Origin of the sequence: Flavobacterium aerium (assembly GCF_030766725.1) — a bacterium.
GTDB classification, from domain to species: Bacteria; Bacteroidota; Bacteroidia; order Flavobacteriales; family Flavobacteriaceae; genus Flavobacterium; species Flavobacterium aerium.
Map to the genome: position 1 here is coordinate 103,669 of NZ_JARQWR010000001.1, position 15,101 is coordinate 118,769.

12 protein-coding genes and 1 pseudogene are annotated in these 15,101 nt (G+C 35.5%); 12 read left to right on the forward strand and 1 reads right to left on the reverse strand.

Going from position 1 to position 15,101, the window contains the following annotated elements; all coding sequences use genetic code 11:
- The first annotated feature begins 26 nt into the window (after positions 1 to 26).
- Genes P6733_RS00495 through P6733_RS00510 form a run of 4 tightly spaced genes read left to right on the forward strand, consistent with a single transcriptional unit; the run spans position 27 to position 4,492 of the window.
- Positions 27 to 1,070, forward strand: coding sequence for a Gfo/Idh/MocA family oxidoreductase (locus tag P6733_RS00495; RefSeq protein WP_306349614.1), 1,044 nt, complete (start codon positions 27 to 29; stop codon positions 1,068 to 1,070).
- 10 nt (positions 1,071 to 1,080) lie between these two features.
- Positions 1,081 to 2,037 (forward strand): aldo/keto reductase, encoded by a 957-nt coding sequence (locus tag P6733_RS00500; RefSeq protein ID WP_306349615.1) that lies wholly within the window; start codon positions 1,081 to 1,083, stop codon positions 2,035 to 2,037.
- 4 nt (positions 2,038 to 2,041) lie between these two features.
- Positions 2,042 to 3,220, forward strand: a complete 1,179-nt coding sequence (locus P6733_RS00505) for an MFS transporter (protein WP_306349616.1) — start codon at positions 2,042 to 2,044, stop codon at positions 3,218 to 3,220.
- Between the two features lie 60 nt (positions 3,221 to 3,280).
- Positions 3,281 to 4,492 (forward strand): MFS transporter, encoded by a 1,212-nt coding sequence (locus P6733_RS00510; RefSeq protein WP_306349617.1) that lies wholly within the window; start codon positions 3,281 to 3,283, stop codon positions 4,490 to 4,492.
- 161 nt (positions 4,493 to 4,653) lie between these two features.
- Here P6733_RS00510 and P6733_RS00515 read toward each other — a convergent pair whose 3' ends face one another.
- Positions 4,654 to 6,573, reverse strand: coding sequence for a M1 family aminopeptidase (locus P6733_RS00515; RefSeq protein WP_306349618.1), 1,920 nt, complete (start codon positions 6,571 to 6,573; stop codon positions 4,654 to 4,656).
- Between the two features lie 250 nt (positions 6,574 to 6,823).
- Here P6733_RS00515 and serS point away from each other — a divergent pair, with 250 nt between their 5' ends.
- From serS to P6733_RS00555, 8 genes and pseudogenes are all read left to right on the forward strand, one after another.
- Complete coding sequence (gene serS, locus P6733_RS00520; protein WP_306349619.1) at positions 6,824 to 8,095, forward strand: serine--tRNA ligase; 1,272 nt, start codon at positions 6,824 to 6,826, stop codon at positions 8,093 to 8,095.
- A 142-nt stretch (positions 8,096 to 8,237) separates the two neighbouring features.
- Complete coding sequence (locus P6733_RS00525; RefSeq protein WP_306349620.1) at positions 8,238 to 10,013, forward strand: tetratricopeptide repeat protein; 1,776 nt, start codon at positions 8,238 to 8,240, stop codon at positions 10,011 to 10,013.
- Positions 10,014 to 10,046: 33 nt separating this feature from the next.
- Positions 10,047 to 10,358: a DUF4286 family protein gene (locus tag P6733_RS00530; protein WP_306349621.1), complete on the forward strand. Its 312-nt coding sequence runs from the start codon at positions 10,047 to 10,049 to the stop codon at positions 10,356 to 10,358.
- Between the two features lie 52 nt (positions 10,359 to 10,410).
- Entirely contained in the window at positions 10,411 to 11,190 is a 780-nt protein-coding gene (rsmA, locus tag P6733_RS00535) for a 16S rRNA (adenine(1518)-N(6)/adenine(1519)-N(6))-dimethyltransferase RsmA (RefSeq protein ID WP_306349622.1), read from the forward strand.
- Positions 11,180 to 12,532, forward strand: a complete 1,353-nt coding sequence (gene mgtE, locus P6733_RS00540) for a magnesium transporter (RefSeq protein WP_306349623.1) — start codon at positions 11,180 to 11,182, stop codon at positions 12,530 to 12,532. Before rsmA ends, mgtE begins: the two co-directional genes overlap by 11 nt.
- 18 nt (positions 12,533 to 12,550) lie before the next feature.
- A complete protein-coding gene (gene proC / locus P6733_RS00545; protein WP_306349624.1) occupies positions 12,551 to 13,327 on the forward strand; it encodes a pyrroline-5-carboxylate reductase in 777 nt (258 codons plus the stop codon).
- A gap of 5 nt (positions 13,328 to 13,332) precedes the next feature.
- Positions 13,333 to 14,277, forward strand: a pseudogene (locus P6733_RS00550) (2-hydroxyacid dehydrogenase); the annotation flags it as partial.
- Positions 14,278 to 14,732: 455 nt separating this feature from the next.
- Positions 14,733 to 15,041: a TM2 domain-containing protein gene (locus P6733_RS00555; protein ID WP_306349625.1), complete on the forward strand. Its 309-nt coding sequence runs from the start codon at positions 14,733 to 14,735 to the stop codon at positions 15,039 to 15,041.
- The last annotated feature ends 60 nt before the right edge of the window (positions 15,042 to 15,101 follow it).

Consider the following 15,101-nt stretch of genomic DNA (forward strand, 5'->3'; position numbering starts at 1 on the left):
AACGGATACAGCAAAAGATTGTAAACATGAAGAAAATTAAAGTAGCGCTTCTTTCTTATGGTGTTTCAGGAAAGATATTCCATGCGCCATTTATAGAGCAACATCCTGGTTTTGAATTGACAGGAAGTTGGGAACGAAGTAAGCAACTAATCCAATTGGATTACCCGACAATTAAAAGTTATAAAACCATAGAAGAACTGTTGGCAGACGATGTGGATTTAGTAATTGTAAATACCCCTATTGCTACCCATTTTGAATATACTAAACAAGTATTATTAGCAGGAAAACATGCAGTAGTAGAAAAAGCATTTACGACCACAGTTGCAGAAGCGCAAGAGTTAAAAAGAATTGCGGAAGAACAAGGAGTATTGCTGAGTGTGTTCCAAAATCGTCGTTGGGATAGTGATTTTAAGACAGTTCAAAATGTGCTCAACCGAAAAGTACTTGGAGAAATTGTAGAAGCTGAAATACATTTTGATCGATATAATCCAACGTTAAGTCCTAAACAACATAAGGAAACAAAAAATGCAGGAGCAGGAATTGTAATGGATTTAGGATCGCATATTATAGATCAGGCATTGTGCTTGTTTGGAATGCCAAAAGCAGTATTTGCTGACTTTCAAATTCTAAGACTGCACTCTTTAGTAGAAGATTATTTTGAAATTCTATTGTATTACCCTGCGTTTCGAGTGCGATTGAAAGCGACCTTTTTTGCCAGAGCAACCGTACCAGCTTATGTGATACATGGAACAAAAGGTTCTTTTTTGAAAAAAAGAGGCGATGTGCAAGAGGACGATTTGAAAGCAGGAAAAAAATTATCCGATCATGACTGGGGAGTAGAACCCGATTCATTAGCAGGATTTTTACATACAGAGAAAGATGGGGTAGTAATAGAACAGAAAATATCAGCGATTGCAGGAAACTATTCAGGGTATTATGAGCAATTGTACCAAAGTATTGCAAATAATCAATCGCTACCAGTAACTGTCAGTGAAGGAATTCACGTAATGCAGATTATTGAAGCGGCCAGAGAAAGCAACGCGACAAAAAAAGTAATAGAATTAGCATAAAAAAGAGATCATGAAAAAAGTACAATTAGGAAATAGCGATTTACAAGTAAGCCCAATCACCTTTGGAGGAAACGTTTTTGGATGGACAATCGATCAACAGAAATCTTTCGAAATCTTAGATGCTTTTGTAGCAGCAGGATTCAATTTTATTGATACAGCCGATGTGTATTCTCGTTGGGTACCAGGAAATGAAGGAGGGGAATCGGAGAAAATCATTGGAAATTGGATAAAAGAACGAAAAAACCGTGACCAAATCATTTTGACTACAAAAGTAGGAAGTGATATGGGGAATGGTAAAAAAGGATTAAAGAAAAAATACATCATTCAAGAGATAGAAGATTCATTAACAAGACTACAAACCGATTTCGTGGATTTGTACCAAAGTCATTATGATGATTTGGATACACCAATTCAAGAAACGTTAGAAGCCTATGATACATTGATTAAGGCGGGTAAAGTACGTTGGATTGGAGCATCAAATTTTTCTCCAGAACGTCTTCAAGAATCATTAGATGTTAGTAAAGAAATGGGATTACCAAGATATCAAACGTTTCAGCCACACTATAACTTGTATGAAAGAGAGGTATTTGAGAAAGAACTAGAGAAAATCACATTAGATAATAATTTGGGAGTAATTAATTATTATGCTTTGGCAAGTGGATTTTTAACAGGGAAATACCGTTCTGTAGAAGATTTAAAGAAAAGTGCTCGTGGTGGTGGAATTGAAAAATATCTGGATGCAAGAGGATTGAAAATTCTGGACGCTCTAGATAAGGTTGCTGCACAATACAATACAACACCAGCCACAGTATCATTAGCATGGTTATTAAATAGACCTTCAGTTACAGCACCAATTGTAAGTGCAACTAGTATTTCACAATTAGATGCGATTATCAAAGCACCACAATTACAATTAGATCAAAACTCAATCAGTTTATTAGACCAAGCCAGCGCTTGGAAGATGTAAGAATATGAAAAAAAGTTTGTTGACACTTTCTCTGGGAGGATTTGGAATAGGAATGACGGAATTTGTGATGATGGGAATATTGCCCGATATAGCAAGTCAGCAAAAAGTAACGATACCCGAAGCAGGACATTTAATATCAGCCTATGCTTTGGGTGTGGTTGTTGGAGCACCACTATTAGTAAGTTTGGCAGGTAAATATCCTCCTAAAAATATTCTAATTGGATTAATGGTGCTGTTTACAGTTTTTAATGGATTTTCAGCTTTAGCACCCAATTATGAATTTTTGCTTACGGCTCGATTTTTTTCGGGATTACCCCATGGAGCATTTTTTGGTGTTGGAGCAGTAGTGGCGAGTCGTTTGGCAGAAAAAGGAAAAGAAGCCCAAGCAGTTTCTATAATGTTTTCAGGATTAACGTTTGCCAATATTATAGGCGTTCCATTAGGAACCTATATTGGGCATAATCTAAGTTGGCGAATAACGTTCTTGATTGTGGCTGTTATTGGGGTCCTAACAATCATCAGTATTCTATTATGGTTGCCTTCAGTAGTTACTTCAAAAAGCGCAAATCGATCCGATGAATTCAAGCTTTTTGGGAAGCTAGAACCTTGGATGATTATAGGAATCACAGCCATAGGAACAGGAGGGCTCTTTGCGTGGTTCAGTTATATTGCACCACTGTTAATCAATGTATCTCATTTTGAGAGCAATAGCATTATGTTTGTGTTGATGATTGCGGGAGTAGGTATGGCTGTCGGAAATATAATAGGGGGTAAACTAGCCGATCGATTTTCTCCATTAAAAACAGCAATTTGTTTATTGTTTGCAATGATGGTTTCATTAGGAATCGTAATTTCTGTAGCCGAATATCAAATCCCGATGTTAATTATGACGTTTGTGACAGGAGCTGTAGCATTCTCATTAGTATCTCCAATACAAATGCTGATGATTACTACGGCTAAGGATTCCGAGATGCTCGCTTCTTCTTTAACTCAAGCAAGTTTTAATATCGGAAATGCTTTAGGTGCTTATTTTGGAGGTTTACCCATAGCTGCGGGATTAGGTTATGTATCGCCCAATTGGGTGGGTATTGTGTTGGCATTCATTGGTTTTGTAATTGCAATAATATTATTACTAAAACAAAAAATGAATCCTGTAGTAGAAGTTAGAGAAATTGTGAAATAATTAGAGAATCCAAACGCTAGGATTTAATACCTTTGCCGGCTTAAAAAAGCTTAAAATACTGTGGAAGAAATAGAAAATGTACAGGAGATACCAACTGTTTTAAAAGAGACAAAAACGACCGAAGTCAAAACGATTTATTCTAAAAATCGAGTACGATGGGCTGTGTCATTTTTCTTTTTTGGACAAGGATTATGTTTTGCAACTTGGGCGAGTAGAATTCCCGATTTAAAAACAGCTTTGCATTTAAGTGAAGGCGATTTGGGAACAATATTGTTTGCATTGCCCTTAGGACAATTGATTATCATGCCTGTTTCAGGAAGAATTGTAGCAAAATTAGGAAGTCATAGAGTTTTGGTAGCTGCTTTGTCATTGTATGCCTTGTCCTTAACAAATCTAGGATTAGCAACACAACCGTGGCATTTAGGATTATCCTTAATGTTGTTTGGGCTATTTAGTAACCTTTCCAATATTGCTGTGAATACACAAGGAGTTTATGCAGAAGAAATTTTTGGAAGACCCATTATGTCCTCTTTTCACGGAGTATGGAGTATTGCAGGATTTACAGGAGCAATAATTGGATTAGGGATGATGTATTTTCATCAATCACCATACCAGCATTTCTGGGTTGTGACAATCATCATTCTGATTACAATACTATTCAATTATAAATTCTTAACCAAAGTAGTTGTTCCGGCAGAACCCCAAAAGAAAAAACTATTTTCGAAACCCGATGCAATGCTATTGCAATTGGGGGTCATTGGGTTTTGTAGTATGGCAAGTGAAGGAGCGATGTTTGACTGGAGTGGTGTTTATTTTAAAGATGTCGTTATGGCGCCAGGTGCTTTAGTGACTTTAGGTTATGCATCCTTTATGATTATGATGGCTTCAGGTCGTTTTGTAGGTGATAAATTAATTGTTGCTATTGGGAGAAAACGATTAATGCAATTTGGTGGAATCTTAATCTCAACAGGATTATTCATTTCGGTATTTTTCCCTTATATCATTCCGGCAACAATTGCTTTTATGCTAGTCGGATTAGGAGTGTCTACAATTGTTCCGATTGTGTTTAGTTTGGCAGGTAAAAATAAAACTGTTTCACCAAGTGTTGCTTTAACAACAGTATCGAGTGTTAGCTTCTTAGGATTCTTGTTAGGGCCACCATTTATTGGATATATAGCGGCATTAACTAGTTTACGAGTTTCTTTTGCATGTATTGGAATCTTTGGATTCTGTATTAGCTTTTTAGTAGCAAGAATGAGTGCAGTAGAATAAATAAAATAATTTGGGCGTGTCCCTTCAGGCCGTGCTCTTTGTTGCAATTCCGCACTACGTTTGCGGGATTTCCACTTCGATCACTCACGCAATTAAACGATATAAAAAACCCCATAACGCGATGTGTTATGGGGTTTTTCTATTGAAGAGAAAGGAATAATTTAGTCTTTAATGAATTTCAGTTGAGTGTTTCCTGCATCCGTAATTAGAGTAAGGAAATGAACTCCTTTTGAAAAACGAGATACATCCCAGTTTTTTTCATGATTTGTAGATTCCAAAATAACTTGTCCTAAAGCATTGTGGAAAATAGCTTTTTCAATACGAATGTTTTCAGGGATTTTTATGTTTAATATGCCCGTAGTTGGATTCGGATATAAATTAGCATCCACAATCATTTCAACCTCAGATGTTTTTAAAGTAACCTGATTACTGATAGCAAGGATGTCATTGTTAATGTTGAAATCAATATTTCGAACAACAAAAGGAACATCTTCAATAAATTCCTGTCCATTCGAAGTATTGTTAAGAATAAGGTCTTTTTGTTGTCCATTCAAACCATACACACGTACAGGAAGTGGCATTTCAAAGAAACTTACAGAAGCGTGAGACTGTGTTTGGTTAACGACAATCTTAACTTTACCTGGAGCAAAATTACGCGCCGTAATTGTGTAGGTAGGATACCCTTGTCCATATAACCAATCGTTGAAGAACTCTGTTAAGTTTAATCCTGATACAGCTTCAAGGTGTGCTTGTAGATCAGGTGTTTTAGCATAACCATATTTTAAATTAGTATCGGCTAAATAATTTTTGATTCCCTGATAAAAGTTTGTATCACCCAGTTTAAAGCGAAGCATATTTACAAGCATTGCCCCTTTATTATAGCTTAAACGACTGCTGAATATTCGGTTTGAATTTAACAAATCATTATCCGTTAGGTACAGATTTCCTCCTGGTTGAGAAGTGATATCCTCAATAAGATAAGCTTTCCAGTTTACAAAAGATTCCTGACCATCCATGTGTTCTACAACTAACCCTGATAGATAAGTAGCAAAACCTTCGTTCAGCCAAATATCTTTCCAAGAACCACAAGTAATTTGATCTCCAAACCATTGATGTCCTAATTCATGTGCAATAAGTCCACGACTAAATCCTCCCATAAAGGAAACGGTTGTGTGTTCCATTCCACCGCCCCATCCAAATTGAGCGTGACCATATTTCTCAGCAGAGAACGGATAAGTACCAAATAAAGACTCATATAAGTTCATAATTGGAATCGTTACCGCTACCTGATTTTGAGTATTCGAAATACTTTCTGGATATAAGTAATTTACAATTGGGAAAGTGTTAGGAGCTGTTCCGGCTTGTTGTGTAAATACAGTATAGTTGGTTACTGCAATAGCAATTAAATAAGCTGGAATTGGGTAGTTGTGTTTGAAATGTGTAGTTTTTGTTCCGTTACTGTTGTTTACTACTGAAATTTGAAGGCCATTCGCAACACTGGCATATTGGGAAGGAGCCGTAATGTAAACATCAATTTTATCAGCTTTATCGACAAGATCCTGTTTACAAGGCCACCAATCTCTGGCGCCATAAGGTTCAGATAATGTCCATAAAATAGGTGTACCATTGTGGGTACTCGTTACAAAAGATCCATCTTCATCTGGTGGAGTCCCTGCGTATTGAATGGTTAGTGAGTCTAAAACACCTAATGCCTGCGTTTGAGGTAGTGTAATTACAAGCTCATCATTGTTATGTGTAAAAGTGAGGTCATTACCCCGTTGTTTTACACTAGTTACAGCCAATTGGTTTGCTAAATCGAAAGCAACAGAATTCATAGCGCTTTTTGCGCGAAAATAAGTAGTTACATTTCCATTGACATTCTGAACGGCTGGGTTCACGGTAAGGCGCAATCGATGATAGGTTACATCATAATTCGCCGTGTTGGCATTGGCTACGAAATTGGTTATGTTTCGTGCCGATTTTGCCTCTGATTCTGCAACAGAATTGATCTCATCGCGAAATGATTGTGCGAACGATAATCCTATTGAGAATAATAGAAGGATTGTGGTATATTTTTTCATGTTTGTTAAGAAATTGCCCAAATGTAATAATTAAATTAAACGCTTGTTCTAAAGTTTTGATAAAAAAAGAAAGTAAGTGTATGCTTATTAATGGTTTAGCAAGATTTGAGAATTAAGAGAAAGTGAGAAATAAGATTATTTCTGTAACCAGATTTTAATTTAAGCTTAAATTTTATTAGCCCAGAGGAACTTTGACCCTATATTCTAAAAACAATTCGTTAAATTTGCTCTCGTTAATTAATTATTAGATATGTTACAGATAGCATTTATTAGAGAAAACCAAGAAAAAGTAATCAAAGCTTTGGCCAAAAGAAACATGGACGCCACAGCCATTATTGATGAAGTTGTTCAACTTGATGAAAAGCGTAGAGCAGTACAAGTTGAATTAGATACAATTTTGGCTGAATCGAATAAGCTGTCCAAAGACATAGGCGAATTGATGAAAGCTGGCGAAAAAGCCAAAGCAAATCTTCTGAAAGAAAGAACAGTTCAGTTAAAAGAAAAAAGCAAAGTTTTATCTGAGGAATTGGATATCGTGAGTGAAAACTTAAAACAAGAATTGTACAAATTACCAAACATGCCTGCGGATATCGTTCCAGAAGGAAAAACACCAGAAGACAATTTGGAAGTATTCCGTAAAGGAGATATTCCTGAGTTACATGGTGCTGCAGAGCCACATTGGGAATTAGTGAAGAAGTATGATATCATCGATTTTGAATTAGGGACAAAAATTGCAGGTGCGGGTTTTCCGGTTTATAAAGGAAAAGGAGCTCGTTTACAAAGAGCCCTAATTGCTTACTTTCTAGATAAAAATACAGAAGCTGGATACAAAGAAATTCAAGTCCCTCATTTGGTAAATGAAGCTTCAGGATATGGAACAGGTCAATTACCAGATAAAGAAGGTCAAATGTACCATGTAGGTGTAGATGATTTATATTTAATTCCTACAGCTGAGGTACCAGTGACAAACATTTTTAGAGATGTTATTTTACAAGAAAGTGAATTGCCCGTAACTTATACAGGCTATACACCTTGTTTTCGTAGAGAAGCTGGATCATATGGAGCACATGTACGCGGTTTAAATCGTTTACACCAGTTTGATAAAGTAGAATTAGTACGTGTAGAACACCCTGATAAATCGTATGAAGCATTAGACGGAATGGTAGAGCATATAAAAATGCTTTTAGACGAATTGAAATTACCTTATAGAGTATTGCGTTTATGCGGTGGAGACATGGGATTCACTTCAGCATTAACGTATGATTTTGAGGTGTTTTCTACGGCGCAAGACCGTTGGTTGGAAATTAGTTCAGTTTCTAATTTTGAAACATTCCAATCGAACCGTTTAAAATTACGTTTTAGAGATAAAGACGGGAAAAACCATTTAGCACATACATTAAATGGTAGTTCATTAGCTTTACCAAGAGTATTAGCTGGAATTTTAGAAAACTATCAAACACCAGAAGGAATTGTTATTCCAGAAGTGTTGAGACCTTATACCGGATTTGATATTATTAATTAAATCCTAAAAAGAAAGTGAAAACTTGCCTGTGAAAGCAGGCAAGTATAACTTTGACAATCATTTGGATGTTATTTCTTATTTCACTTGATGATTATTTTAATCCGCTAACAGCCTATTTGCTGTAAGCCTTAAAAGCTAGGAAATGAGAAAATTACTGCTTTTTATATACTTGTTGTTTTCGGTGTTAGTTTTTGGACAAAACGAACAATTAGCTCAAAATTATTTTGATAAAGGTGAGTTTGAGAAAGCATTGAGTAGTTATGAAGAATTGATAAAGAGTCAACCTAATAATGGAGTATATTTCCAAAAGTTGGTAGCTTGCTATCAACAGTTGCAGCAATTTGAGAATGCCGAAAAAACAATACAAACCCGATTAGATAAATTCAAACAACCAAATCTTCTGGTTGAACTAGGGTACAATTTCCAACTACAGAAAAAACAAGACAAAGCACAGAAGTATTACGATCAAGCGATTGCTAAGATCGAAGAAAATCCTACCTATGTTTATAGCGTTGCCAGTGCTTTTGAGAGTAAAGTATTGCTTGAAAATGCATTAAAAACATACAACCTCGCAGCTGAGAAAAATCCGAAATTTAATTTTGATTACCAAACAGCATTGCTCTACGGGCAATTAGGGAATACGGATATGATGATTGATAAAATGCTAACCTATGCCTATACGTATCCAGATAATAGTGTGTTAGTGCAAAATCAGTTGGCGCGATTCATGAGTGAAGATACAGGAGATACTTTCAGTACGACGCTTCGAAAAGGTTTATTAGTTCGTGCGCAAAAAAATCAAGATATATTTTGGAATCAATACTTAAGTTGGTTTTTTGTACAACAAAAAGAATATTCTAAGGCCTTTATTCAGGAAAAAGCAATTTATAAAAGAAACCCTGAATCCTTTTATAATATCATCAATTTAGCCCAATTGGCGATTGAGGAGAAAGAAGAAGAAACGGCAAAAGAAATACTAGGGTACATTCTAGAAAATACACAGAATCAGGAATTACAGATTTATGCGCATTATTACCTGATGTCGCTAAAGATTGAAAAAGCCAAAGAAAAAGATTATAAAGCAATACAAACAGAACTAGAATTGTTGATTAAACAATATGGTGTTACACCGTATAGTTTGAATTTGCAGACATTACAAGCACATTTTCTTACATTCAATATGAATGATACAGAACAAGCTAAAACGATTCTGAAAAATGCATCGGCTTTGCCGTTGAACAAGTATCAATTGGCAGAGGTGAAAATGGAATTGGGAGATATTCTATTGTTTGAAGAAAAATTCAATCAGGCATTGATCTATTATGCTCAGATTGAAGAAGATTTAAAGAACGATGAAGTTGGACATGAAGCGAGTTTGAAAGTTGCCAAAACCAGTTACTTTAAAGGAGATTTTGATTGGGCTAAGAAACAATTAAAAGAATTAAAATCATCAGTATCACAATTAATAGCAAACGATGCTTTGGAGATTTACTTGTTGATTAATGATATTACTGTAGAAGATTCTACACAAGTAGCATTAAAAAAACTGGCTCACGCTGATTATCTGCTATATCAGAATAAAAATACTGCCGCATTACAACAATTTGAGTTAATTTTGCAGCAGCATAAAGGAGAATCAATTGAAGATATCACTTTATTGAAAATAGGAAGAACCTATGAAAAGATAGGAGAGTATGATAAGGCATTAAGCCAGTATCAAAAAATTATTGAATTATACCCCACAGGCATTTATATAGATGAGGCATTATATTTTTCGGCAGAAATTTATAGAGACCGCAATGAACCTGAAAAAGCGAAAGCATTGTATGAGAAAATCTTGTTTAACCATCAGGATAGTATCTACTTTATCGATGCAAGGATTAAATTCCGACAGCTAAGAGGTGATTTTACCAGTTGAGGCATAATTTAGAAATATAGTAATACCCATAAAATGATAATATACAACGTAACAGTTAATATCCACGAAAGTGTTCACGACCAGTGGATGAGTTGGATGCAAGAGAAGCACATTCCAGAGATCCTAGCAACAGGAAAATTCTCAAGTGCAAGAATGGTAAAGGTATTAATTGATGAAGAAATGGGTGGAGTAACCTACTCAATTCAGTTTACAACCGATAGCAAAGAAACCTTAGAGAAATATTATAGCGAAGATGCTCCTCGTTTCCGTCAGGAAGGATTAGTATTATTTGCCGATAAGATGTTGGCTTTTAGAACCGAATTAGAAATTATTAGCGAGCATTAATCAGATTACTACTTGTAGTAATAGTGCCTAAACTTAATACCCCACACCCGAAATGGATAAAGTACGTGCCAAGAAACACCTCGGGCAACACTTTTTGAATGATGAAAGTGTAGCAAAAGATATTGCCGATGCATTAACCCTGAAAGGGTATAATAACATTTTGGAAATTGGCCCTGGAATGGGTGTGCTAACAAAATATTTATTAGAAAAACCAGTGACAACCTATGTGATTGAGATTGATAGAGAATCAGTAGAATACCTACAGACTCATTATCTTCAATTGTCAAATCGTATTATCTCACAGGATTTTCTAAGATACAATATTAACGAAGTCTTTAAAGAAGAACCTTTTGCTATTATAGGGAATTTTCCATATAATATTTCAACGCAAATTGTTTTCAGAATGTTAGAATATCGTCATCAGATACCAGAGTTTGCCGGGATGTTTCAGAAAGAAGTAGCAGAACGAATCTGTGAAAAAAATGGAACGAAGGCCTATGGGATTCTGTCTGTTTTAGTACAGGCATTTTATGATGCAGAATATTTATTTACCGTTTCAGAAAATGTATTTACGCCACCACCAAAAGTGAAATCGGGAGTACTACGTTTGATTCGTAAAGAAAATTATAGTTTGCCATGTAGTGAGAAATTATTTTTCCGAGTGGTAAAAGCAGCATTCAATCAACGTAGAAAAACATTACGTAACAGTTTGAAAACCTTAAATTTATCAGATAAACTAAGAGAAGAAACTATCTTTGATTTAAGACCAGAACAAATTAATGTTCAACAATTTATAGAACTTACACAAAAAATAGAGGCGGATGGAGTTTAAAATCAGCAAAGAATTTATTATTCAAATAGAGCAATTAATCGTTGGTAAAAAAGATAGGGAACTTGAAGCTTTACTCAACGATATGCACCATGCGGATATTGCAGAGATTTTAGACGAATTAGATTTTGATGATGCGACCTATATATTTAAAGTATTAGATAGCGAAAAAACGGCGGAAATACTTCTTGAATTAGAAGAAGATTTGCGTGAGAATATCTTAAGCCGACTTTCTCCAAAAGAAATTGCAGAAGAGCTGGATGAATTAGATACCGATGATGCTGCAGATATTATTGGTGAGCTTTCTCATGATATAAAAAATGAAGTAATCTCCGAGCTTGTCGATGTAGAACACGCAAAGGATATTGTTGATTTATTGCGTTATGACGAGGATACTGCTGGTGGTTTAATGGGAAAGGAGTTGGTACAAGTCAATGAAAATTGGAGTGTATTGACCTGTGTGAAGGAAATGCGTATACAAGCAGAACACGTATCGCGTGTACATTCCATTTATGTAGTAGATGATGAGAATAGATTAAAAGGACGCTTGTCTTTGAAAGATTTATTAACGACCTCTACTCGTACGCACATTAGCGAAGTATACATCCCAAAAGTAGATTCTGTGAATGTAGATACACCTTCTGTAGAAGTAGCTCGTATCATGCAAAAATATGACTTGGAAGCGATTCCAGTTGTAGATGAATTAGGGCGCTTGGTAGGAAGAATTACGATTGATGATATTGTCGATGTAATTAAAGATGAAGCAGACAAGGATTACCAATTGGCTGCGGGTATCTCACAAGACGTTGAGGCAGATGATAGTATTATTGAATTAACACGTGCTCGTTTACCATGGTTAGTATTAGCACTTCTTGGAGGATTCATTACCGTAAGGGTATTAGGATTGTTTGAAGGAGCAATGTTAAAACATGGAGAATTATTCTTCTTTACACCGCTTATTGCCGCTATGGCAGGAAACGTTGGTGTACAATCTTCGGCAATTATTGTACAAGGTTTAGCAAATAATACTTTGAGTGGTTCGTTATGGAATCGTTTAGTAAAAGAAGTCTTCTTGAGTTTATTGAATGGAATTATTCTGGCAACCATATTATTAATAGGAAGCCATTTCCTATTGAATGTTGAGCTAATTATAGGAATTATTGTAACAGTTGCTTTAATATCGGTTATTGTAATTGCCTCTTTAATAGGTACCTTTATTCCACTATTACTGAATAAGTTTGGGATTGACCCCGCCTTGGCCACAGGGCCATTTATCACAACCAGTAATGATATATGTGGGATATTAATTTATTTCTCTATAGCGAAATTGATTTTAGGGTTTTAATCATTTAAATGATTCAATATGAAAATTGCTATTATTGGTGGAGGGAACTTAGGGACTTCCATTGCATTGGGTATTGCTAAATTTACAGAAGGGAATGAAATAACCGTTACCAGAAGAAATTTAGAAGCAATACGTTATTTAGAAGAAAGTAACATTCTTCTATCGTCAGATAATACAACAGCAGTTCAAGAAGCCGATGTTGTAATTCTAACCGTAAAACCCTATCAGGTAACTTCAATTATCACAGCACTACAGCCCTATTTAAAAAATAAAATTGTTGCTTCTGCCGTAAGTGGTTTAACCATGGAGCATTTACAGGAGCAATTAGATCAAACGACTATTGCAATGCGTATTATGCCGAATATTGCGATTCAGTTTGGTACTTCAGCAACTTGTGTAACGATACGAACGGAAAATCATATGGTAGCAGAACCCTTTTTGTCTATTTTGGACCAATTAGGCTCTGTTGTACTGATTGAAGAAAAAATGATGGATGCAGCAACCGTATTGGGAGCATGTGGAACGGCGTATGCCTTGCGTTATATAAGAGCTGCAATGCAAGCGGGAATCGAGATTGGTTTTGATGCACAAACAGCTTTGGCTATCGCTTCCCAAACAGTAAAAGGAGCAGCAGAAATGGCTTTACAAGAAAAGGTACACCCAGAACAATTAATCGATCGTGTTACTACTCCTAAAGGTTGTACAATTGTTGGATTGAATGAGATGGAACACCAAGGATTCAGTTCCTCATTGATTAAAGGAATTAAAACATCATTAGAGAACATTAAAGGATAATTATAATGATTCAAAAAGGTAAAATTCTTCATATAGACAGTAATCATCCTTTGTTGTGGGAGCAGCTTCAGCAAGCAGGATTTGAAAATCATGAAGACTTCAAATCTTCGAAAGAAGAGATTGAAGCTAAAATTCATGAATATAACGGAATCGTAATCCGTAGTCGATTTAAAATTGACAAGACTTTTTTAGATAAGGCAACCAATTTGCATTTTATAGCACGTGTAGGAGCAGGATTAGAAAGTATTGACTGTGATTATGCAACTGCAAAAGGAATACAGCTTATTGCAGCTCCAGAAGGGAATAGAAATGCAGTAGGAGAGCAGGCTTTGGGGATGTTGCTTTCGCTTTTTAATAATTTGAATAAAGCTGACCGGGAAATTGGTCATGGCAAATGGATTCGAGAAGGTAATCGAGGTCATGAGTTAGAAGGCAAAACGGTTGGGATAATAGGATATGGAAATATGGGTAAATCGTTTGCTAAGAAACTGCAAGGTTTTGATGTGACGGTACTTTGTTATGATGTCTTAGAAAATGTAGGCGATAATCATGCAAAACAAGTTTCTCTAAAAGAATTACAAGAAAAAGCAGACGTATTGAGTTTGCATACTCCTTGGACGCCATTGACAGATAAAATGGTAGATGCTGATTTTATTAATGGATTCTCAAAACCATTTTGGTTGATTAATACAGCAAGAGGAAATAGCGTTGTAACCGAAGATTTAGTTGCTGCATTGAGATCAGGTGCTGTAATAGGAACTGGATTGGATGTTTTAGAATATGAAAAATTATCTTTTGAGCAATTATTTGTCGAGGGTGATATGCCCGATGCATTCGAGTATTTATTGGAATCGGATAACGTATTACTAACTCCTCATATTGCGGGTTGGACCTTTGAAAGTCATCAAAAATTAGCACAAGTTATTGTTGATAAAATCAAGGCGCTATATGAAGAGGTGACCCCAGTGCTTGAGGTTGAAAAAAGAGTAACTGGAATTGGTGGATTCTTTTTTAAAGCAAAAGATACAAAGCAATTGAAGGAATGGTACCGTAAACACTTGGGGTTAAATACAGATGAATATGGCGCAACATTCTGGTGGAAAGATCAAAATGGAAATGATTGTTGTACACAGTGGTCGCTTTTTGAAAAAGACACCACTTATTTTGAGCCATCAAAGCAAGAGTTCATGCAGAATTTTAGAGTCCATAATTTGGAAGAATTACTGGTATCACTTCAAAAAGAAGGAGTAACTATTGTGGGGGAAATGCAGGTTTATGATTATGGTAAATTTGGATGGATCTTGGATGGGGAAGGAAATAAAATCGAACTTTGGGAGCCAAATGATAGTGTATTTCAATAAAATGATTATTTTTATCCTCGTATAATCAATTAATCAGAACAAATATGTCAGAATCAAATTTTGAAGACGAGTTTAAAAACACTACAAAAGAGTTTTCTCAAGGAGCTCAAGATGCTTTAGGAAAAGATAATAAGAAAATTGTAGCTGGAATTTTAGCGTTATTAATCGGGAGTCTAGGAATCCATAAATTTATTTTAGGATATACTAAAGAAGGGATTATTCAGATTGTAATTTCTATCGTTACTTGTGGAGTTGCAGGAATTATACCTTTTATTGAAGGAATCATCTATTTAACAAAATCAGATGAAGACTTTTATCAGATTTATCAAGTAGGAAGAAGACCTTGGTTCTAGGAAAATAAATACCATAAAAAAAGCCAGCTATTTATTTAGCTGGCTTTTTTGTTTATTCGT